Annotated in this window: 19 protein-coding genes; 9 read left to right on the forward strand and 10 right to left on the reverse strand. The window is 31.5% G+C overall.

Annotation, left to right across the window (positions count from 1 at the left end; translation table 11 throughout):
• Positions 1-30: 30 nt before the first annotated feature.
• From AABJ49_RS11375 to AABJ49_RS11410, 8 genes are all read right to left on the reverse strand, one after another.
• Entirely contained in the window at positions 31-1041 is a 1011-nt protein-coding gene (locus AABJ49_RS11375; protein WP_338378398.1) for an FAD:protein FMN transferase, read from the reverse strand.
• The gene (locus tag AABJ49_RS11380) at positions 1019-1381 is read right to left on the reverse strand and encodes a Na(+)-translocating NADH-quinone reductase subunit F (protein WP_338378399.1); all 363 of its coding nucleotides are present in this window, start codon (positions 1379-1381) and stop codon (positions 1019-1021) included. Before AABJ49_RS11380 ends, AABJ49_RS11375 begins: the two co-directional genes overlap by 23 nt.
• A gap of 94 nt (positions 1382-1475) precedes the next feature.
• Complete coding sequence (gene nqrF, locus AABJ49_RS11385) at positions 1476-2786, reverse strand: NADH:ubiquinone reductase (Na(+)-transporting) subunit F (protein WP_338378458.1); 1311 nt, start codon at positions 2784-2786, stop codon at positions 1476-1478.
• Between the two features lie 8 nt (positions 2787-2794).
• Positions 2795-3544, reverse strand: coding sequence for an NADH:ubiquinone reductase (Na(+)-transporting) subunit E (gene nqrE / locus AABJ49_RS11390; RefSeq protein ID WP_338378400.1), 750 nt, complete (start codon positions 3542-3544; stop codon positions 2795-2797).
• Between the two features lie 3 nt (positions 3545-3547).
• A complete protein-coding gene (locus tag AABJ49_RS11395; RefSeq protein WP_338378401.1) occupies positions 3548-4219 on the reverse strand; it encodes an NADH:ubiquinone reductase (Na(+)-transporting) subunit D in 672 nt (223 codons plus the stop codon).
• Positions 4220-4221: 2 nt separating this feature from the next.
• The gene (gene nqrC, locus AABJ49_RS11400) at positions 4222-4944 is read right to left on the reverse strand and encodes an NADH:ubiquinone reductase (Na(+)-transporting) subunit C (protein ID WP_338378402.1); all 723 of its coding nucleotides are present in this window, start codon (positions 4942-4944) and stop codon (positions 4222-4224) included.
• Between the two features lies 1 nt (position 4945).
• Positions 4946-6163: an NADH:ubiquinone reductase (Na(+)-transporting) subunit B gene (locus tag AABJ49_RS11405; protein WP_338378403.1), complete on the reverse strand. Its 1218-nt coding sequence runs from the start codon at positions 6161-6163 to the stop codon at positions 4946-4948.
• A gap of 23 nt (positions 6164-6186) precedes the next feature.
• Positions 6187-7533: a Na(+)-translocating NADH-quinone reductase subunit A gene (locus tag AABJ49_RS11410; RefSeq protein ID WP_338378404.1), complete on the reverse strand. Its 1347-nt coding sequence runs from the start codon at positions 7531-7533 to the stop codon at positions 6187-6189.
• Positions 7534-7729: 196 nt separating this feature from the next.
• On the opposite strand from AABJ49_RS11410, the gene AABJ49_RS11415 reads away from it, so the two are divergent.
• The 4 genes from AABJ49_RS11415 to pruA all read left to right on the forward strand — a co-directional run bounded on the left by AABJ49_RS11415 (position 7730) and on the right by pruA (position 12173).
• Entirely contained in the window at positions 7730-8983 is a 1254-nt protein-coding gene (locus tag AABJ49_RS11415; RefSeq protein ID WP_338378405.1) for a DUF5103 domain-containing protein, read from the forward strand.
• A complete protein-coding gene (locus AABJ49_RS11420; protein WP_338378406.1) occupies positions 8983-10035 on the forward strand; it encodes a DUF3667 domain-containing protein in 1053 nt (350 codons plus the stop codon). The genes AABJ49_RS11415 and AABJ49_RS11420 overlap by 1 nt, the downstream gene beginning before the upstream one ends.
• A gap of 3 nt (positions 10036-10038) precedes the next feature.
• Positions 10039-10425 carry a Co2+/Mg2+ efflux protein ApaG gene (gene apaG, locus AABJ49_RS11425; RefSeq protein ID WP_338378407.1) on the forward strand — a complete coding sequence of 129 codons (387 nt, stop codon included), beginning with the start codon at positions 10039-10041 and terminating at the stop codon, positions 10423-10425.
• Positions 10426-10544: 119 nt separating this feature from the next.
• Complete coding sequence (pruA, locus tag AABJ49_RS11430) at positions 10545-12173, forward strand: L-glutamate gamma-semialdehyde dehydrogenase (RefSeq protein ID WP_338378408.1); 1629 nt, start codon at positions 10545-10547, stop codon at positions 12171-12173.
• A 119-nt stretch (positions 12174-12292) separates the two neighbouring features.
• Here the strand turns inward: pruA and AABJ49_RS11435 are convergent, their stop codons facing one another.
• Positions 12293-13777 (reverse strand): tail fiber domain-containing protein, encoded by a 1485-nt coding sequence (locus AABJ49_RS11435; RefSeq protein ID WP_338378409.1) that lies wholly within the window; start codon positions 13775-13777, stop codon positions 12293-12295.
• A gap of 150 nt (positions 13778-13927) precedes the next feature.
• Between AABJ49_RS11435 and AABJ49_RS11440 the strand changes: the two genes are divergently transcribed.
• Entirely contained in the window at positions 13928-15709 is a 1782-nt protein-coding gene (locus tag AABJ49_RS11440; RefSeq protein ID WP_338378410.1) for a hypothetical protein, read from the forward strand.
• Between the two features lie 15 nt (positions 15710-15724).
• On the opposite strand, the gene rsmG is transcribed toward AABJ49_RS11440, so the two are convergent.
• Complete coding sequence (gene rsmG, locus AABJ49_RS11445) at positions 15725-16354, reverse strand: 16S rRNA (guanine(527)-N(7))-methyltransferase RsmG (protein WP_338378411.1); 630 nt, start codon at positions 16352-16354, stop codon at positions 15725-15727.
• A gap of 105 nt (positions 16355-16459) precedes the next feature.
• On the opposite strand from rsmG, the gene AABJ49_RS11450 reads away from it, so the two are divergent.
• The 4 genes from AABJ49_RS11450 to AABJ49_RS11465 are packed head-to-tail and all read left to right on the forward strand — an operon-like array spanning position 16460 to position 20582.
• The gene (locus AABJ49_RS11450; RefSeq protein ID WP_338378412.1) at positions 16460-17554 is read left to right on the forward strand and encodes an acyl-CoA desaturase; all 1095 of its coding nucleotides are present in this window, start codon (positions 16460-16462) and stop codon (positions 17552-17554) included.
• 52 nt (positions 17555-17606) lie between these two features.
• Positions 17607-18794 carry a pyridoxal phosphate-dependent aminotransferase gene (locus AABJ49_RS11455; protein WP_338378413.1) on the forward strand — a complete coding sequence of 396 codons (1188 nt, stop codon included), beginning with the start codon at positions 17607-17609 and terminating at the stop codon, positions 18792-18794.
• A 45-nt stretch (positions 18795-18839) separates the two neighbouring features.
• Positions 18840-20006: a formate-dependent phosphoribosylglycinamide formyltransferase gene (purT, locus tag AABJ49_RS11460; RefSeq protein ID WP_338378414.1), complete on the forward strand. Its 1167-nt coding sequence runs from the start codon at positions 18840-18842 to the stop codon at positions 20004-20006.
• Positions 20007-20582: a Crp/Fnr family transcriptional regulator gene (locus tag AABJ49_RS11465; protein ID WP_338378415.1), complete on the forward strand. Its 576-nt coding sequence runs from the start codon at positions 20007-20009 to the stop codon at positions 20580-20582. It abuts the gene before it with no gap.
• The last annotated feature ends 48 nt before the right edge of the window (positions 20583-20630 follow it).

Below are 20630 nucleotides of genomic sequence, written 5' to 3' on the forward strand. Positions count from 1 at the left end.
TTTTTTAACGAAAAATCGTACTTTTTTTATTTATTCTAAATTAATAAACTGCTTATTTCTAAACTGTTGTACTTTATTACTTTCATTTCTGTAAATCAACAGTACATATAAATCTGTATGATTGTTAGCAAATTCAATGCTTTGTTCAATATTCATTACCATAAAAGCAGTGGCATATCCATCAGCCATTTTACAAGTCGGTGCTAAAACTGTTGCACTTAAAACATTTCCTCTTTGAGGTTTTCCTGTTTTTGGATTTATGGTGTGCACAAATTTTTCTCCAGTAATGGAATCTGTAACTACTTTCCTATAGTTTCCTGAAGTTGCCATTCCTAGATTTTCGATTTTAATTTTTGCAATTAAAGTTCTTTCTTCTGGACTTTGTAATGGATCGTCAATTCCGATTATCCAATTTTTGTTATCTATTGTGTTTTTTCCGAAACCTAATAATTCACCACCAATTTCTACGATTCCGTTTTCTATTCCTTTTGATTTTAGAAAATCTACAACCACATCTACTGAATAACCTTGAGCAATTGCATTAAAATCGAAATACGTTGCTGCATGTTTTTTTGAAATGGTTTTATTTGAATTTAGTTTTACTTTATCGAATCCAACAAAGTTCAATAAACTATCAATTTGAGATTGATTTAAGTTTTTCCTTTGGTGACTTGGACCAAATCCATAAGCATTAACCAAAACTCCAATTGTTGGGTCGAAAAGTCCATTTGTTTCTTTAAATATTTTATTAGAAGCTTTAAATGTTTCCACAAAAAAATCATCAACAACTATAGTTGAATCACCATTATTTATTTTTGATATTTTTGAATCTTCACGATAAGTAGAAAGAGACATATCAAAAGCAAGCAATAGAGAGTCTATTTGAGTTTTTGACACTAGTTCTTCTTTAGCAATATATTTAATATTATAAGTGCTTCCTTGAGCTTCTCCTTGAATAATTTGAAATGATGATTTACTTTTTTCGCAAGAAATTAAAAGTAAAGAGAAAAAAGCTAGATTAAGAAATTTCTTTATATCCATTATAATTGATGATGTAATCTGACGATGTGTAGATTGGTTTTTCAAAATTTTCCGCATTTGCAATTCCAACTCCAGCGAATAGAACTTTAGCATTTTTCTTTTTAGCGTGATTTAAAAATGTTTCTATAAAAAGCACATTTGGTTCGTCAGGATTGACAGGATATGGAACTGCTTGAACCATCACAAAATGTAAGGTGTTTTGAGTATCAACACAAACAAATTGAGGATGCTTTTTTAGTTGACTATTAATCGCTATGAATTCGAAGCCTTTTTTTTCAAGGTCTTTACCAACATGGTTCATAGCAATTTGATGTAATTCTTGTTCTGAAAGTTCTTCCATAAGGCAAAGATAATAAATTACGAAATGTAAAAATTAGAAGAAATCATAAAATAAAAAAACCGATTCATTGCTGAATCGGTTTTGTGTGTTTAGATTATCCTCCAAAGTCATCAAATCTAATATTTTCTGGGTCTAAACCAAAGTCTTCACCCATTTTTTGAACTGCATTGTTCATCATTGGTGGTCCACAGAAATATAATTCAATATCTTCTGGTTCTTCGTGTTTAGATAAATAATTATCAATTACTACATTGTGAATGAATCCAACGAATCCATCTCCTTCTGCATTGATATCTTCTTTAATTTTCCAGTTATCTTCTGGTTGTGGTTCAGAAAGTGCTAAATAGAATTTAAAGTTAGGGAAATCTTTCTCTAATGCTCTAAAGTGTTCTGTGTAGAATAACTCTCTTTTTGAACGTCCACCGTACCAGTAAGTAACTTTTCTTCCAGTTTTTACTGTACGGAAAAGATGGTATAAATGTGAACGCATTGGAGCCATTCCAGCACCACCACCAACGTATAGCATTTCTGCTTCAGACTCATTAATGAAGAATTCACCATAAGGACCAGAAACCACTACTGGATCACCTGCTTTTCTTGAGAAAATATAAGATGATGCAATTCCTGGATTTACTTTTGCCCAACCGTTGATATTTCTATCCCATGGTGGAGTAGCCACACGAACGTTCAACATGATTTTTCTACCTTCTGCAGGGTAAGAAGCCATAGAATAAGCTCTTTCTACTAATGAATCATTTTTCATTACTAATGGCCATAAATTAAATTTATCCCATTCTGCTTTGAATTTGTCTGGTTCACCTGGATGTTCTTCTGGGTGAGCAGTAATATCTATATCAGTATACTTAATTTCACATTCAGGAATTTCAATTTGAATATATCCACCTGCTTCATAATGCATGTCTTCTGGTAATTCAACAATGAATTCTTTAATGAAAGATGCTACGTTATAGTTTGAGTATACTTTAGCTTCGAATTTTTTAATTCCAAATACTTCTTCTGGAACTTCGATAACCATGTCGTTTTTAACTTTAACTTGACAACCTAATCTCCATCCTTCTGCTAATTCTTTTCTTGAAAAGTGAGGAGTTTCAGTCGGCAATGCTTCTCCACCACCTTCTTTAACAATACATTTACACTGAACACATGTTCCACCACCACCACAAGCTGATGGTAAGAAAATTTTAGAATTACCTAAAGTAGATAACAAAGTGTTTCCTGAATTTACTTCAATTTCACTTTCTCCATTAATTTTAATTGATACTGGTCCTGTTGAAACTAATTTAGATTTTGCAAACAAAATTACTCCCACTAAAACCAATAACAATACTAAAAATGCTATTACTGTTGTACTGATTAAACCACCAGTTGTTACTTCTAGAACTATCATACTTTTTATTGAGATATTTTAGTTAATGAATCAGTTACTATTTCTAATGCTGTTGAATCATTTGCCGTTTCTTCCACTTTAATTTCAGTTGAAACTTCAACATTTTCTACAACTTCTTTCTTTTCTACAGGTGCATCACCACCAGTTAACATACCTCCAAAAGACATGAAACCAATAGCCATTAATCCTGTTAAAATAAATGTCATACCTAAACCTCTAAAAGCATCAGGCACATTTGAATATCTAATTTTCTCTCTAATTGCACCAATTGCAACAATTGCCAAGAACCAACCAATTCCAGAGCCTACACCGTAAACTGTTGCTTCTGTAATGTTATTAAATTCTTTTTGCTGCATGAATAAAGATCCTCCTAAAATAGCACAGTTTACAGCAATAAGTGGTAAAAATATACCTAAAGACGTATAAAGTGATGGAGCAAATTTTTCAACAATCATTTCTACTAATTGAACCATTGTAGCAATAGTAGCAATAAATAAAATAAACGTTAAGAAACTTAAATCATAATCAGCATATTCTTCACCTAACCATGCTAATGCACCTGGTTGAAGTATGTATTGATCTAATAAGTAGTTTAAAGGTACAGTTACTAGCATCACAAAAATTACTGCTGCACCAAGTCCAACTGCTGTTGAAACTTTTTTAGAAACTGCTAAGTACGAACACATTCCAAGGAACGTTGCGAATACCATATTATCAATAAAAATTGACTTTAAAAATAATTGTAATAATTCCATTTCTTAGTTTGTTTCTATTAGACTTTTATTTCTTGAACGTTGGAAACCAATTATTAACCCTAAAGTAATTAAGGCCATTGGAGCTAACAACATAAATCCGTTATTTTCATATCCTGTAGCATAAAGACCTGTTTTTTCAACTGGATCTCCAAAAACTGGGAAACCAAATAATTTACCTGAACCTAGTAATTCTCTAAAGAAACCTACTATTACAAGAATTAAAGCATATCCAGCTGCATTACCAACACCATCTAAAAATGATTTCCAAGGACCGTTCCCTAAAGCAAAAGCTTCAAAACGTCCCATGATAATACAATTTGTAATAATTAATCCTACGAATACTGATAATTTCTTTGCTAAATCAGGAACATAAGCTTTAAGTGTTAAATCTACAATAATTACTAAAGCAGCAACTACAACAAGTTGAACAATAATACGAATTGCAGAAGGAATAACATTTCTCAATAAAGAGATAACAACGTTACCAGCTCCTAAAACAAATATTACAGAAAGTCCCATAATAACTGAAGCTTTTAATTCAGCTGTAATTGCTAATGCAGAACAAATTCCTAATACTTGAACAGTAACTGGGTTGTTATCTGTTAAAGGATCTTTTAATAAACCCATGTTTTTCTTTGAAAACAATGGTTCGCTTTGTGTTTTATTTTCTGCCATTTTTATTTTTTTAATGTTGAAAAATAAGGTAAATAGGAACGGATTCCTGAATTAATCATAGCTCCTACTCCATTACCTGTAATTGTTGCACCTGATATAGCATCCACTTGATTGTCTGACTTATCAGTGTTGTTTGGGTCACCGTTTGATTTAGAGATTTCAATACCTTTGAAATTACCTGAACCATCATAAAGGCTTTCCCCTTTAAAATCATCGGTAAAGAAAGTTTCAGTAATGTTAGCTCCTAAACCTGGTGTTTCACCTTTGTGGTCAAAATAAACACCATTTACAGTTTTTAAATCATCGTTAAGCGCAATGTAACCCCAAATTGCATCCCATAAACCATTACCTCTAACAGGCAATATGTAAACCGTTTTTCCGTCTTTTTCAGCGATAAACAATGGTAATTTTTGAGTCTTACCATTTTTTGCGTTATCTAATTCTTTTTTAACGTCAATTAAATAAGCTTTATCATTATCAGAAACATTTTCTGCTTCAATAACTTTTTGCTCTTTAATATATTTAGTAAACATTTCTGTTGCATTTGATCTAGTTGCTTCCACACCAATTGCATTTAAAATATCTATTTGAGCTTTAACTTGGTCGTTTTTAACTCTATCTTCTTTTGTGAAATTAGCAAAAAATGCTAATAAAGCTCCTACTACTATTACCATTACAACTGAAAAGATAATAGTATATCCGTTTGAATCTGTACGTTTTGACATATTATGTAGTTTTTACTTTTAAACGTTTCATTCTTCTCTTTATGTTTGCCTGAACTACATAATGGTCAATTGTTGGTGCGAAAACATTCATTAATAGAATAGCCATCATTACACCTTCTGGATAAGCTGGATTGAATACACGTATTAAAATACTAATAAATCCAATTAAAAATCCATAAATTATTTTACCTGTTGCAGTTTGTGAAGCTGATACTGGATCTGTTGCCATAAAGACAATTCCAAAGGCAATACCTCCAACTAGTAAATGTTGCCAGAATGGAAAATTCATTAAACCATAGAATTTACTTCCTTCTACAATTACACCTGAATCTACTAAACCATTAAATATTAATCCCATTGCGATTGCTCCTACTACAGAAGAAATCATAATTCTTGCACTTCCAATTCCTGTAAAGATTAAGAAAGCTGCACCTAATAATATCATTAACGTAGAAGTTTCTCCGACAGAACCCGGAATAAACCCAAAGAACATATCTTGAGCCGAATGCAATAGCGGTTTATTTGCAGCAAGAGTTCCTAAAATAGTTTCTCCTGAAATAGCATCTGTACCAGCAGCATTTTTAACTCCTTCAACTGCTCCGTGAACCCAAACTTTATCTCCAGACATCCAAGCTGCCCAGTTGAAGAATAAGAAAGCACGAATTGTTAAAGCAGGATTTAAAACATTCATTCCTGTTCCACCAAATAATTCTTTACCTATGATAACACCAAAGATTACAGCTACTGCTAACATCCAAAGCGGCAAATCGATAGGCATGATAAGTGGTACAAGCATTCCTGTTACAAGATATCCTTCTTCAACTTCATGTTTTTTAACGGTTGCGAAGATAAACTCAACTCCTAATCCAACACCATAAGAGACGATAAGCATTGGAAGAATTTTTGAAGCTCCAACCAATAAATTATCTAAATTCCAGAAGTTTGTAGATAAAAAAGTCATTCCATCAGTTGGAAAACCGTTTATCTGACCATAATGCTGAAAACCAGCATTGAACATACCAAAAATTAATGCAGGAATCAATGACATGATAACTGTATTCATCACACGTTTCAAATCGGCAGCATCTCTAACGTGAGCACCAGAATGCGTTGTGATGTTTGGTAAATATAGAAAAGTATGCAAAGCATTGAACGTTTGTTCCATCTTTGTTCCTTTATACTTCCCTTTTAAATTATGTAAATTTTGTTTTAATCCCATTTTCTTATTTCTTTATTTTGAAATTAACCCACTTCATTTATCATCATATCTAATCCTGCACGGATTATTTTTTGATGATCTTGTTTAGAAACGTCAACATATTCTGTTAAAGCAAAATCTTCTGGAGCTACTTCATAAATTCCTAAAGCTTCCATTTGGTCAATATCTTTAACTAAAATAGATTTTAATAATTCCATTGGATAAATATCTAATGGAAATACTTTTTCATATTTCCCAGTAAGTACAAATCCTCTGTGTTCTCCGTTTGTATTAGTATTTAAATCGTATTTTTTATTTGGAGTTAAGAACGAGAACATTCCAGCTCTATAAATACTAAATTTATTAGGTCTTGGTAAATTCCAACCAAAGAAATCATAATCATCACCTTCTGGAATTACTGTAACTTGAGAATGATAAAATCCTAATGATTGCTCTTTAGATTTTTTATCTCCAGTTAAAACGTTCCCACTAATGATTCTGAAATTTCCATCTTTTAAGTTAGAAGCAACAACATCTGCCATTTGACCACCAGCAATTACGGTAACATAAGAAGGTTTTTCAAATCCAGTTCCTGTTAAAGCCACTTTTCTTTCAAAGTTTACTTTTCCTGTTGAGAACAATTCACCAATTATAGCAACATCTTCTATCTGAACAGTCCAAACTTTCTCCCCTTTATTGATAGGATCAATTTTTGCTATTTGCGTAGAAACTAATCCAATTGGATGAACTCCTTCTCCTTTATGAAGTACAACTGCATCCGTTTCAGGCATGAAAGTAGCGTTTGGCCTAGTAGTTACATGAACTTTTCCAGTTGTCAATTTGGCTAAAGCCTCAAAACCAGCTTTTAAAAATTCTTTTTTACCTTCTAAAGTAAAGTTTAAATCGGCAGCTAATGGTGCAGAATTAATTCCAGATACAAAAATTGCTTTTGGAGTATCAGCAGAATTAGCAATCACATCATACGGACGTTGATTGATAAATGGCCAACAACCAGAAGCTAACAGTTGTTCTTTTACTTCTTGAGACGATAAATCTTTTGGATTTTTTTTGCTATGCTCTACGTGTACATCTTGAGAATCTGCAGCGATAAGAATTTCTAAAATAACTCTTTTATCACCACGTGTGATTTGTTGGATTGTTCCACTTACAGGAGAAACAAATTTTACTGACTCATCATTTTTTGAGTAGAAAATTACTTCACCAGCTTTAACTTTTGCACCTTCCTTAACTATCATTTTTGGAGTAGTTCCATGAAAATCAGAAGGAGTAATAGCATAGACTTTCGAGCGGGAAACAACAGAAATTGTATTTTCTGCTTCACCCTTCAATTTAAGGTCTAAACCTTTTTTAATTCGAATGTCTTTTGACATGTTTATTGAAGATATGGTTAGTACTATTTTATAAAACGTGCAAATTTAATCATTTACCAATATGCTTACCAAATATTTAACCCTATGATTTTACTATTTAAAATAATTCTAAATAATTGTTTTTTAGGTTTCGAGCATAATTATTGCAAAGTTCTTTTTAGATTTACTAAATTTACACTTTACTACAACTACTTTTATGAAAAAAATAATTACTTTATTGTTGATTACACTTGGCTTCACAACTATGTATTCACAATCGCAAATTGAAAAAGAAGTCAATCCACCTTATAATATTAAAGCTGTTTCATTTCATCAAAGAGATTCTGTTTCGGTTCCTTTTTTTAAATTAGGAGAAGGTTTTGAGTTGCAATTTGACGATTTATTTGGCAACGAAGCAGATTATTATTACACAATTACACAATATACTTATGATTGGAAGCCAACAGGTTTAGCCAAAGTAGAATATTTGCAAGGAATGGACAATCAACGAATTATTACCTACGAAAATTCATTCAACACATTACAATTATATTCGCATTATGTTCAAACTTTTCCAAATCGTTTCAATCAAATTACAAAAAGTGGAAACTACATGATTAAAGTATTTAATGATGATCGTGAAATTGTTTTTTCAAGAAAATTTATTATTTACGAAGACATAGTTACCATACCAGCAATTGTTAGAAAATCTAGAAATATCCAAACCATTCAAGAAAAACAAAATTTAGATTTCACAATTAATTTAGGAGAAACTACATATCAAAATCCAAAACAAAATGTAAAAGTCAGTATTTTTCAAAATGCCCGTTGGGACAATGCAAAATATAATATTGCTCCCCAATACACCATTGGAAATGAATTAGTTTATCGTTATAATGAAGAAACGCAATTTTGGGGTGGAAACGAATTTTGGAATTTTGAAAACAGTACAATTAGAGCTACAAGCAACACCGTTTTAAAATATACTGCTGGAGATATTTATAACACGCATTTATATCCAAATGTTGAAAGAAAAAACAGAATTTATACCTATTATCCAGACATCAATGGAAGGTTTTTAGTGTATAATAGAGGTGCCGAAAATTCAGATATTCAAGCAGATTATACATGGGTATATTTCACTTTAGATGCAGCAACTACTTTTACAAATAACAACATATATGTAGGAGGGATGTTTAATAATTATGCCAAAACTGACGAGTACAAAATGGAGTATAATAAAGAAAGCGGTTACTACGAAAAGGCTGTTTTAATAAAACAAGGTTTTGTCAATTTTGAATACACTTTAACCGATAAAAAAGGAAATATTGACAGTGAAAATGCAATAGATGGAAACTTTTTTCAGACAGAGAATCAATACAATATAATAGTGTATTATCGTGGAAATAATGACAGATACGATCGTGTAATTGGTCACGGAACAACTTCTTCTAAAATTATTAAAAATTAATGTCTAAAAGAAAATCAAGGCAATTTAGAGGAACGAAATGTTTAAACTGCGAAACAGCTTTAGATATTAGTGAAAAATATTGTCATCAATGCGGACAACTTAATTCAACTAAAAAACTAACAATTAGTGATTTTTTTGAAGAATTTCTTTCTAATTTTTATGCCTATGATTCTCGTTTAAGAAATTCGATAATTTCAATATTCACTAAGCCAGGAGTTTTGGCTAGAGAATTTAATGAGGGAAAGCGTCAAAAATATGCTAATCCTTTTCGTTTGTTTTTAAGTGTTTCCATTATGCTTTTTATTTCATTCAATTTAAGTCCAACTCAAGAAACATTTAGTGAAGAAAAACAAAAGACAGATCAAATTGAAAAAGATTTAGAGCAAGAAGACACTCTGACATACAGTTCTTTAAAAAAACTAAAAAGAGATAGCTTACACATTAGTAAAGATTCTATTTACACAAGTGACTTTATTAACAAAAATCTACATTCTAATATTGAACCTTTAACTTACAGAATCTCTTCTTTTAGAAACTATTCTTTAAAATATCCAGACAAAGATGCTGAAGACTGTTTAAAAGAATTAGGTTTTGACAATAACTATGCAAATAAGTTTCTATACAATAAATCTAAACTATTTAAATCTAACAATATTAGCGATGAACTTATTGAGTTCTTTTATCAAAAATTACCTTTTTTAATTTTCTTAAGCTTACCCATAATAACTATTATTTTTTGGTTGGTATATATTCGAAAAAAAATTAATTATACAGAGCATTTAGTATTTTCATACACCTATTTTACTTTCATATTTATTTGTATGATTATATTTAATTTATTTGATTTTGTGAGCCCAACATTATCCTATCTATTTTCCTCTGTTAGTTTTTTTATTGTATTTCCAATATACTTCTATAAATCTTTAAGAAATTTTTACCAACAAGGTCGTTGGAAAACCATTTTAAAATTTGTACTTTTGAATCCATTATTTGGAATATTTTTATTTATTTCTGCAATAATAATGATGTTTATAGGAATTATTTTATTCTAGAAAATGGTAACTCAAATAACAAGAGGCATTAAAATTTCAGTTTTGACTAGTTTTGAAGGCACTTACTTCAAGAACTACAAAATTCATTTTGCCTTTTCTTATCAGATTACGATTGAAAACCAAAGTAAAGATTCTGTCCAACTAAACTCGCGTCATTGGGAAATTTATGATTCTTTAAACAATAAAGAAATTGTTGACGGTGAAGGCGTTGTAGGTAAAAAACCAGTTTTAAAACCAGGTGAATCTCATGTGTATTCTTCTGGATGTTTATTAGCTTCTCCTATTGGAGCTATGAAAGGACATTTCAACATGATAAATTTCACCTCAACAAGAAGCTTTAGAGTGGAAATTCCTACTTTCAAATTAAGTGCAACTTTTGCTTTAAATTAATTTGTATCTTTTCTAACATACTTTTTGAAAAATCATTTGTATTTTTGCATTCAATTAAATTTTCTACAATAAAAAGTAGCAAAATTTCATAAAAGTTTAATAATCTAATAATTCACATTATGCCAAAAGGATTCTTTCATGTCCCAAAAGCGGTTAACGAACCCGTAAAATCTTACGCTCCAAATTCTCCAGAAAAAGCAGCCGTTTTAGCAGCTTACAAGAAAATGTGGAATGAAACTATAGACGTTCCTATGTATATTGGTTCAGAAGAAGTTCGAACTAACAATACAAAAACAATGTCAGCTCCTCACGATCATCAACACATTGTAGGAAAATATCATTTAGCTGAAAAATCTCATGTAGACAAAGCTATTTCTGCTGCATTAGAAGCTAGAAAAGAATGGTCACAAATGCCATGGGAACACAGAGCAGCTATATTTTTAAAAGCAGCTGAATTAATTGCTGGACCATATAGAGCTAGAATTAATGCTGCAACAATGATTGCACAATCAAAAAATATTTTTCAAGCAGAAATTGATGCTTCATGTGAGTTGATTGATTTTTTACGATACAACGTAGAATTCATGACGCAAATTTATAATGACCAACCTACTTCAAATTCTGACGTTTGGAACAAAGTAGAATACCGTCCATTAGAAGGATTTGTTTATGCGATTACTCCTTTCAACTTTACAGCAATTGCGGCTAATTTACCAGCAAGTGCAGCTTTAATGGGAAATACTGTTGTTTGGAAACCAAGTGATAGTCAAGTTTTTTCTGCAAAAATCATTATTGATATTTTCAAAGAAGCTGGAGTTCCTGATGGAGTTATCAATGTGGTTTTTGGTGATCCAGTTATGATTTCTGATACTATTTTTGATCATCCAGATTTTGCTGGAGTTCATTACACGGGTTCAACATATGTTTTCAAAGAAATTTTTAAGAAAATTGGAAACAATATTCATATATACAAAACCTATCCAAGAATTGTAGGAGAAACTGGTGGAAAAGATTTTATCGTAGCGCATCCATCAGCGAATGTAAAACAAGTTGTTACAGGAATTGTTCGTGGAGCTTTTGAATTTCAAGGACAAAAATGTTCGGCAGCTTCTAGAGCTTACATTCCTCAAAGTATGTGGGCAGCAGCAAAAGAACAATTAGTTGCTGATGTAAAATCATTCAAAATGGGTTCTCCAGAAGATTTTGGAAACTTCATTACAGCTGTAATTCACGAAGGTTCATTTGACAAATTAGCTAGTTTTATTGATCAAGCTAAAAAAGATTCTGATGCTGAAATTTTAGTAGGTGGAAATTACGATAAATCTAAAGGGTACTTTATTGAACCAACGGTTATCGTAACCACAAATCCAAAATACGAAACTATGTGTACGGAACTTTTTGGACCAGTAATTACGATTTATGTATATGAAGATGCGAAATGGGCTGAGACTTTAAAATTAGTAGACGAAACTTCAGAATACGCTTTAACTGGAGCTATTTTTAGTCAAGATAGATATGCAATTGTAGAAGCAACAAAAGCCTTAGAAAATGCAGCTGGAAATTTCTACATCAACGACAAACCAACAGGAGCTGTTGTAGGAATGCAACCTTTTGGAGGAGCAAGAGCTTCAGGAACCAATGACAAAGCAGGTTCTATGCAAAACTTATTGCGTTGGGTTTCTCCAAGAACAATTAAAGAAACTTTCGTTACACCAGAAGATTACAGATATCCGTTTTTAGGAGAATAAAGTTTTAACACAAATTTTATTAATTTTCACTACTTAAATTTGTGCTAATTTGTAAAATACTATTAAAAAAAAAGGGGTTCAATTATGAATCCCTTTTTAACTTTAATTTTATAAACTATTTATCTAACAATCATTTTCTTTGTCATTATTTCAGAACCATTGTAAACCATTGTGTATAAAAACATTCCTTTACCTAAATCTGAAGATTGTATGTTTAATAATCCACTATTTTGGTTTAAATCATATTCTTTTATTAATCTACCATTTAAATCAAAAACAACAATATTTGCTTTGCTCACGTTTGTTGGCAATTGAAAACGAATTTGTGTTTGATCTGTAAATGGATTAGGTACGTTTTGTTCCATACTGTAACCTTTTATGTGTGTGTTTGAACTCTCATTTAAACGATTACGTAGTATCTCGTTTGATTTATATTCAGCCAATTCTTCTTTTAAAGCTTTAACTTCTTTATTCAACTCTAACATACCAGCAGTTAAAACAGAAATTAAGCCATTGTAATTAATAGACTTAAATTCAAAACTAGATACAATTTTTCCTTTTTCATCAAAAATTGGTTTTGTAACATCTTTAGTTAGCTCTGGAAAAACTGCTGCTAATTCTTGCGAAATAAAACCGTGTTGCTTCTGCATCGGTAAATGCATTTCTTTAATGTCTTTATACTCATAAGTAACAGGACGCAATTTTTCTAAACGTTTTAAAACATTTTCTTCATTAACTACATTATCTTTTAATTTTGCATCAGAAGGCAAATATGAGGCAGTAGTAAATACATCACCATCAAAGTAACCAGCAAAATAGTTTCCAGTAGTTGGAGTATCTCCATAAATACCTGCTTCAAAACCACCTTGACCTAATGTAGTACCTCTTACACCTATGTTATTTTCTGCACTAGTACTATAAGAATTTACACCTGTAGATTGAATCACACCTTGGGCTTGTGCATATATGCCTATACCATATTCTCCACCATAAGCATTAAATAGACCTCCATAATTTGTAGTGCTACCTGAAACATCAACACTAACCCCTGCTCCACCTGTTGATATAACATCTATAGCTGTTAAATCTGAAATTATAGAAAGAGCTGTACTATTACCCGAAGAAACAATACCTACACGAGGAGATGCAGAATTATTACCAAAAGGATTAGTTGTACCAAATACTGTATTGCCAAATTTTGTCATAGTTGCTGCAAGAGTAGTTGATGATGAAGCAAAGTTATTACCAACTCTAAATTCTAAATCACCTAAATTAGCACTTTCACCAAACCATTCTATTCTTGGATTGGCACTAGTGATATCTTGATACCCAAAAAATACAGATTTTGAAGGCAATTGAAAGCGTAAACCATAACTGGTAATAGAACCTGCTGCTACATTACCCATAGAAAACCAACGAGAATTATTAGTAGTAAAACTCGAACCAGCATCTAATTGCTTAACGTTGCCAGGTTGGAATCTAAATATCTCTCCTGCTACAGCTGTGGGACTTGATATTACAGACTGCACAGAACCTGAAGATTTGTTTTGAGCAAATGAAATACCAAAAGCAAATAAACTGAAAATAAGTAATTTTGTTTTCATAAATAAGAATTTTAGGATTAATTACTCAAAGCAATACAATTTATTTTAAACAAAAAAAAAAAAAAAAAGATTTTTAACTTTTATTTAACAGTTTGTTTTTCTTTTCTTATGTTAAAATAAGCCTATATTTGTTTTAAAAGCCCATTATCTATGAGATTAACTCTATTTCTATTATTAACTTTTACTTTTTGTAATGCACAATATGACGTACCTATCACCTTATTACAACAGTTTAATGGTCAATATGGTTATACCATAATTGGCAATACACACAATGAATTTGATAATTGGCAAACTCCTCCTCCACCTTGTCAAATGCTATCTCAATCTTCTGCAACTCTTAATCTTCTACCTTCACAAAATGTAGTAGCTGCATATTTAATTTGGTCAGGAACAGGGACTGGTAATGATGCTAGCGTTCAATTGAATGGCATTACACAAATGCCGGATTTTATAAATGTTGCCGATGTAAGTGTACCTATACAACCAATTCCTTATTTTTCTGCAGTTAAAGATATAAGTAGTTATGTTCAGACTACTGGTAACAGTATTTATAATTTTACTAACTTTGATTTAAATTCAATAATAACAACTTATTGTTCCGGCTCAATTTATTTCAGTGGCTGGAATATTATTGTAGTCTATGAAGATTTAACTTTACCAAATCAACAACTAAATATTTATAATGGGTTTAGGTTTACTTACAATCCTTTTGGTGTTCCAATTCCAATACAAATACCAATTGACAACCTTAATGTTGTGGACACTCAAAACGCAAACATGACTTATATAGTATGGAATGGTAGTCCTAATTTATTTTTTGGAGAAGATATTCAATTTAATAATAATTTATTATCTAATACTTTAAACCCAATAAACAATCCTTTTAATGGCACAAATAGTTTTACAGGAAGCATAACCAATTGGAACCAGGACATTGACACCTACGATGTTAGTCCTTACATCAATATAGGAGATACAAATGCTAACATTACCATGAATTCAGTAGCAATTCGTTTTATACAGACAGTAATAACCTCCATCCGTTCAGAGCTACCAGATGCTACAGTTACTATTGACCAAGTTACTGGTCAAGGTGTTTGTACAAATCAAAATTTGAGTGTTAATTACACCGTTTCAAATAATAACAGTAATGCGGTTTTGCCTGCTAACACACCTATATCTTTTTATGCTAATAGTACGTTGTTACAAACTATTTACACAACTGTTCCTATTCCTATAAATGGTAGTATTTCTTTAACACAAAATATTGTTATTCCTTCAACAATACCTAATAATTTTCAATTACAAATTATTGCAAACAATGATGGTACAACCACAGGAATAGTTGCAGAGAGCAATACTTCAAATAATGAAGCAAATTATGCGGTTACAACTAGTGGCTTACCTAATGGAACAATAGCATTAGATGTTAATCAAGTATGTCAAAATGGAACATTACCAGTATTAACTTTTACGGGTAGTAACGCAACAGCTCCTTATGAATTTAGCTTTAATGTAAATGGTTTAAATCCACAAACTGTCACTACAACAGCTGGTTCATCAATTGTAAACCTTAATTTTCCAACTGCTAATTTTGGGACATATACTATAAATTTAACCCAAGTGGCTCTTGCAAATAACCCTACATGTTTTCAAACTTTAAATGAAAGTGTAGTTTTAGAAATTATTGAAGCACCTTTTGCAAACGTAGCAGCAGCAAGTGATATTTGTGTAAATGAAACAGCTGTTTTTAATTTTACAGGCACTCCAAACGCTGTTGTTACCTATACATTAACAACTGGTCAAACCCAAACGATTACATTAAATAATTTAGGTGAAGCAACGCTAACTATTCCAAATATAACAGCTACTATTTCTTGTACTATTCAAAGTGTTTTTGATCCTGTAACTGGGTGTAGTTCTAATTGATAATAAAAAAGTCTATTAAGCTTTAAACTTCAAAGGCAAATGAACCACTTTTTTAGTTTCGAAAAAATCTTCTTTAAAATAATTGGATAAATTATATTCAGTTGCTTTTGGAAAATCCTTTAATTCTTCGGTTAAATCACCACCCTTTAGATATAAAATTCCGTTTTTAAGTTCGTGTTTGTTTTGTTTTTTGATTTTATCTTTAATCCAACTTACAAAGTCTGGCATATTTGTAACTGCTCTACTTAAGATAAAATCGAAATCACCTTTTACGTTTTCGGCACGCATTTGTTCTGCTTTTACATTTTGTAAACCTAAAGCAGTAGCCACTTCATTCACCACTTTTATTTTTTTGGCAATAACATCAATCAAGTAAAAACGCGTTTCTGGAAATAAAATAGCCAATGGAATTCCAGGAAAACCACCACCAGTTCCAACATCTAAAATAGAAGTTCCTTTTTCAAATTCTTGAATTTTAGCAATTCCTAATGAATGCAAAACATGTCTTGTATACAATTCGTCAATATCTTTTCTTGAAATCACATTTATTTTTGAATTCCAATCTTCATATAAAGCTTGTAATTTTTCAAACTGTTCAATTTGAATTGAAGTTAAATTAGGAAATTGTCTTAAAATTTCTTCCATAAAGTTAATTTTTCCACAAAAATAGTGTTTTTAACTAATAAAAAATGACTAATATCATATTTGAAAAAATTATAATATTTATCTTTGGCACTTAATTACATTATTATGAATTCAAATTCACCTACATTTTCAAATATTGATTCATTGAAATTCTTTCGTACTCTAAACAAGAGAGTTAACGAATATTTCAAAGAAAACAAAATACAAAAAACAGGCAACTGGAAACTACATTTAAAAACTGTAGTGATGTTTGCCATATTTTTAACACCTTATTTCTTTCTTTTAGCAATGAATATGCCTTTTTGGGTTTATTTATTACTTAACGTAGTTATCGGAATAGGAATGGCTGGTGTTGGAATGAATGTTATGCACGATGGAAATCACGGTTCGTATTCTTCAAAAGGATGGTTAAACAAAATTATGGGTGGAAGCATCTATATTTTAGCCGGAAATGTGTACAACTGGCAGGTACAACACAATGTATTACATCACACTTATACCAATATTCATGGTCATGATGAAGATTTAGATGCTGGAAGAGTAATGCGCTTTACCAAACAAGCTGACTGGAAATACTTTCACAAGTTTCAACATATTTATTCTGTATTTTTATATGGATTATTGACTTTCAATTGGGCAATCACTACAGATTTCCTTCAAATGAAACGTTACTTAAAAAGAAAATTATCTTATGGAGAATGGAAAAAACCTTCTGTAAGATGGACAACTTTAGTTATTACAAAAGTGATTTACTTTTCAATCTGGTTGGTGATTCCAATGGTAATCGGAATTGTTTGGTGGAAAGTTTTATTAGGATTCGTGGTTATGCATTATACAGCTGGAGTAATCTTAAGTGTTGTATTCCAATTAGCACATATTGTAGAAGACACCGTTACACCTTCACCTGATGAAGACATGTCAATGGAAAACACTTGGGCAATTCATCAGTTATTCACAACAGCTAATTTTGCTCCTAAAAACTGGTTAGTAAATTATTACACTGGTGGATTAAACCATCAAATAGAACATCATATTTTTCCGCACATCAGTCATATTCATTATGATAAGATTGCAAAAATCGTTAAAGAAACTGCTCAAGAATATGATTTGCCTTATTATGAATTCAAAACCATGAGGGCTGCTCTGTACTCGCACTTTAAACATTTAAAAGAATTAGGTCAAAAACCTCAACTAGTATAAAAATTCAAGACGCGATTAATTTCGCGTCTCTTTATTTAACATCAACAACATAATGAACAATCCACTTTCAGACAGAATTAACAAATTATCGACCTCTCAAACTTTAGCTATGGCAGCTTTAGCAAGAGAGTTAAAATCTCAAGGAAAAGACATCATAAGTTTAAGTCTAGGAGAACCTGATTTCAATACACCTGATTTCATCAAAGAAGCAGCAAAAAAAGCAATTGACGAAAATTATTCTACTTACTCTCCTGTTGATGGATATGCCGATTTAAAAGAAGCAATTTGTAGAAAATTTAAAAGAGATAACGAATTAGAGTATAAACCCTCAAACATTGTTGTATCAACAGGTGCAAAACAATCGTTATATAACATTGCGCAAGTAATGCTTAACGATGGTGACGAAGTAATTTTACCAGCTCCTTATTGGGTTTCATATTATGAAATTGTAAAAATGGCTGGAGGAATTCCGGTTGAAGTTCCAACGACTATAGAAAGTGATTTTAAAATTACACCTGAGCAATTAGAAAAAGCCATTACTCCAAAAACAAAAATGGTTTGGTATAGTTCACCTTGTAATCCAAGTGGTTCAGTTTATAATTGTGAAGAATTAACTGCTTTAGCCAAAGTATTAGAAAAGTATCCAAATATCTATGTAGTTTCAGATGAAATCTACGAACACATCAATTTTTCAGGAACATTTTGTAGTATCGCTTCAATTCCTGGTATGTTTGAAAAAACAATTACTGTGAATGGAGTTGCAAAAGCATTTGCTATGACAGGTTGGAGAATTGGTTATATTGGAGCATCAGAAATTATTGCAAAAGCTTGTACAAAAATGCAAGGACAAGTGACTTCTGGAGCAAATTCAATTGCGCAAAGAGCTACAATTGCAGCTGTTGATGCTGATCCAAAAGTATTAAACGAAATGGTTTCAGCTTTCAAAAGCAGAAGAGATTTAGTCGTTGGATTAATCCAAGAAATTCCTGGATTAAAAATCAATTCACCTGAAGGAGCATTTTATGTTTTCCCAGATGTATCTGACTATTTTGGAAAAACTTTAAAAGGAACAGAAATCAAAGATGCTAACGATTTTGCCATGTATTTACTTTCTGAAGCAAACGTTGCCACAGTAACAGGTGAAGCTTTTGGAAATCCAAATTGCATTCGTTTTTCTTATGCTACCAGCGAAGAACAACTAACAGAAGCAATGCGAAGAATTAAAGAAGCATTAGCATAATAACATTTGCCTCAAGGAAACTTGGGGCTTTTTATTACAACTAAAATGAATAAAAAAATACTACTATTAGGCTCTGGTGAACTAGGAAAAGAATTTGTAATTGCAGCACAGCGAATTGGCCAAACGGTAATTGCAGTTGATAGTTATGAAAACGCTCCAGCCATGCAAGTCGCACATGGTTTTGAAGTCATTAATATGTTAGACGGTTCTGAATTGGACAGAATTGTAGCCAAACACCAACCTGATTTTATTGTTCCAGAAATTGAAGCTATTCGTACAGAACGTTTTTACGATTATGAAAAGCAAGGATTAACAGTTGTTCCTTCTGCTAAAGCGGCAAATTTTACCATGAATAGAAAAGCAATTCGCGATTTAGCTGCTAAAGATTTAGGCTTAAGAACTGCTGATTATCGATATGCAACAACTGCCGAAGAGTTAGAAAAAGCGGTTAAAGAGGTTGGAATGCCTTGTGTTGTAAAACCATTAATGAGCTCGTCTGGAAAAGGACAATCTACCATTAAAACTAACGAAGATATCGTAAAAGCATGGAATTATGCAGTAGAAGGTTCTCGTGGAGATGTTGTGGAAGTAATTGTTGAAGCATTTGTAAATTTTCATTCTGAAATAACTTTATTAACGGTAACACAAAACAATAACCCTACGCTATTTTGTGCTCCAATAGGACACAGACAAGAACGTGGTGATTATCAAGAAAGTTGGCAACCAGCTAGAGTTTCAGACAAAGATTTATTTGAAGCTCAAGATATGGCCGAAAAAGTTACAGAAGCACTTGGTGGAGCTGGACTTTTTGGTGTTGAATTTTTCTTGACTGATGAAGGTGTTTATTTTTCTGAATTGTCTCCAAGACCTCATGATACTGGAATGGTAACTCTTGCAGGAACACAAAACTTTAATGAATTTGAATTACATTTAAGAGCTATTTTAAGTTTACCTATTGCAGAAATCACTCACGAAAAAAACGGTGCAAGTGCTGTAATTCTAGCTTCTGAAAGCTCTAATAACCCAACATTTACTGGTATTGAAAATGTTGCTTGTTTACCAAAAACAGATTTTAGATTATTTGGAAAACCAACCTCAAGACCTTACAGAAGAATGGGTGTTGTTTTATCTTATGACTCAAAAGAAACTCCAATTGAAAAAATTGTAGAAAGAGCAAAATTAACAGCAGCTTTAGTAAAAGTTAATGCATAAATGACTTTAATAATTCAAAATATAGAAAAGATTATTTCACTAAGCGATGAAGAGAAAGAACTAATCCTATCCAAAATTGAATTAAATCATTACAAAGCCAAAACTGTTTTATTACAAGCTGGAGAAGTTGCTAAATACTCCTATTTTGTTAAATCTGGAATTTTAAGAAGTTTTACTATTAACGATAATATTGTTGAACATGTTCTTCAATTTGCCTGCGAAGATTGGTGGATTGGAGACATGTATAGCTTAATTTCTCAAAAACCTGGAAACTTGTTTATTGAAGTATTGGAAGATGCTGAAGTTGCTCAACTATCAAAAGAAAACCAAGAAGAATTATACCATCAAATTCCAAAACTAGAACGTTTTTTTAGAATTTTAACTGAAAACTCATTAGTAGCTCATCAAGAACGATTAATGGATAATTTAAGCTTATCTGCTGAAGAACGATTTGAAAAATTTTGTTTAAAATACCCAACATTAATCCAAAAAGTTCCTCAAAAACACATAGCCTCATACATTGGAGTAACTCCAGAATTTTTTAGTAAAATGAAAGGTAAGATGCTGAGGAATTGATTTCTTAATCTAGGTTAAGCATTTCAAAGTGTGTATCGTCATAAATTT

The organism is uncultured Flavobacterium sp. (assembly GCF_963922255.1).
Classification (GTDB): Bacteria; Bacteroidota; Bacteroidia; order Flavobacteriales; family Flavobacteriaceae; genus Flavobacterium.

Excerpts from the sequence above, each read along its gene's own strand:
- nqrE (WP_338378400.1), bottom strand. The coding sequence starts at position 3,544 with ATGGAATTATTACAATTATTTTTAAAGTCAATTTTTATTGATAATATG.
- AABJ49_RS11375 (WP_338378398.1), bottom strand. The coding sequence starts at position 1,041 with ATGGATATAAAGAAATTTCTTAATCTAGCTTTTTTCTCTTTACTTTTA.
- AABJ49_RS11410 (WP_338378404.1), bottom strand. The coding sequence starts at position 7,533 with ATGTCAAAAGACATTCGAATTAAAAAAGGTTTAGACCTTAAATTGAAG.
- AABJ49_RS11395 (WP_338378401.1), bottom strand. The coding sequence starts at position 4,219 with ATGGCAGAAAATAAAACACAAAGCGAACCATTGTTTTCAAAGAAAAAC.
- AABJ49_RS11450 (WP_338378412.1), top strand. The coding sequence starts at position 16,460 with ATGAATTCAAATTCACCTACATTTTCAAATATTGATTCATTGAAATTC.
- AABJ49_RS11420 (WP_338378406.1), top strand. The coding sequence starts at position 8,983 with ATGTCTAAAAGAAAATCAAGGCAATTTAGAGGAACGAAATGTTTAAAC.
- apaG (WP_338378407.1), top strand. The coding sequence starts at position 10,039 with ATGGTAACTCAAATAACAAGAGGCATTAAAATTTCAGTTTTGACTAGT.
- AABJ49_RS11435 (WP_338378409.1), bottom strand. The coding sequence starts at position 13,777 with ATGAAAACAAAATTACTTATTTTCAGTTTATTTGCTTTTGGTATTTCA.
- AABJ49_RS11440 (WP_338378410.1), top strand. The coding sequence starts at position 13,928 with ATGAGATTAACTCTATTTCTATTATTAACTTTTACTTTTTGTAATGCA.
- AABJ49_RS11415 (WP_338378405.1), top strand. The coding sequence starts at position 7,730 with ATGAAAAAAATAATTACTTTATTGTTGATTACACTTGGCTTCACAACT.
- rsmG (WP_338378411.1), bottom strand. The coding sequence starts at position 16,354 with ATGGAAGAAATTTTAAGACAATTTCCTAATTTAACTTCAATTCAAATT.
- AABJ49_RS11465 (WP_338378415.1), top strand. The coding sequence starts at position 20,007 with ATGACTTTAATAATTCAAAATATAGAAAAGATTATTTCACTAAGCGAT.
- AABJ49_RS11380 (WP_338378399.1), bottom strand. The coding sequence starts at position 1,381 with ATGGAAGAACTTTCAGAACAAGAATTACATCAAATTGCTATGAACCAT.
- nqrC (WP_338378402.1), bottom strand. The coding sequence starts at position 4,944 with ATGTCAAAACGTACAGATTCAAACGGATATACTATTATCTTTTCAGTT.
- purT (WP_338378414.1), top strand. The coding sequence starts at position 18,840 with ATGAATAAAAAAATACTACTATTAGGCTCTGGTGAACTAGGAAAAGAA.
- pruA (WP_338378408.1), top strand. The coding sequence starts at position 10,545 with ATGCCAAAAGGATTCTTTCATGTCCCAAAAGCGGTTAACGAACCCGTA.
- AABJ49_RS11455 (WP_338378413.1), top strand. The coding sequence starts at position 17,607 with ATGAACAATCCACTTTCAGACAGAATTAACAAATTATCGACCTCTCAA.
- AABJ49_RS11405 (WP_338378403.1), bottom strand. The coding sequence starts at position 6,163 with ATGGGATTAAAACAAAATTTACATAATTTAAAAGGGAAGTATAAAGGA.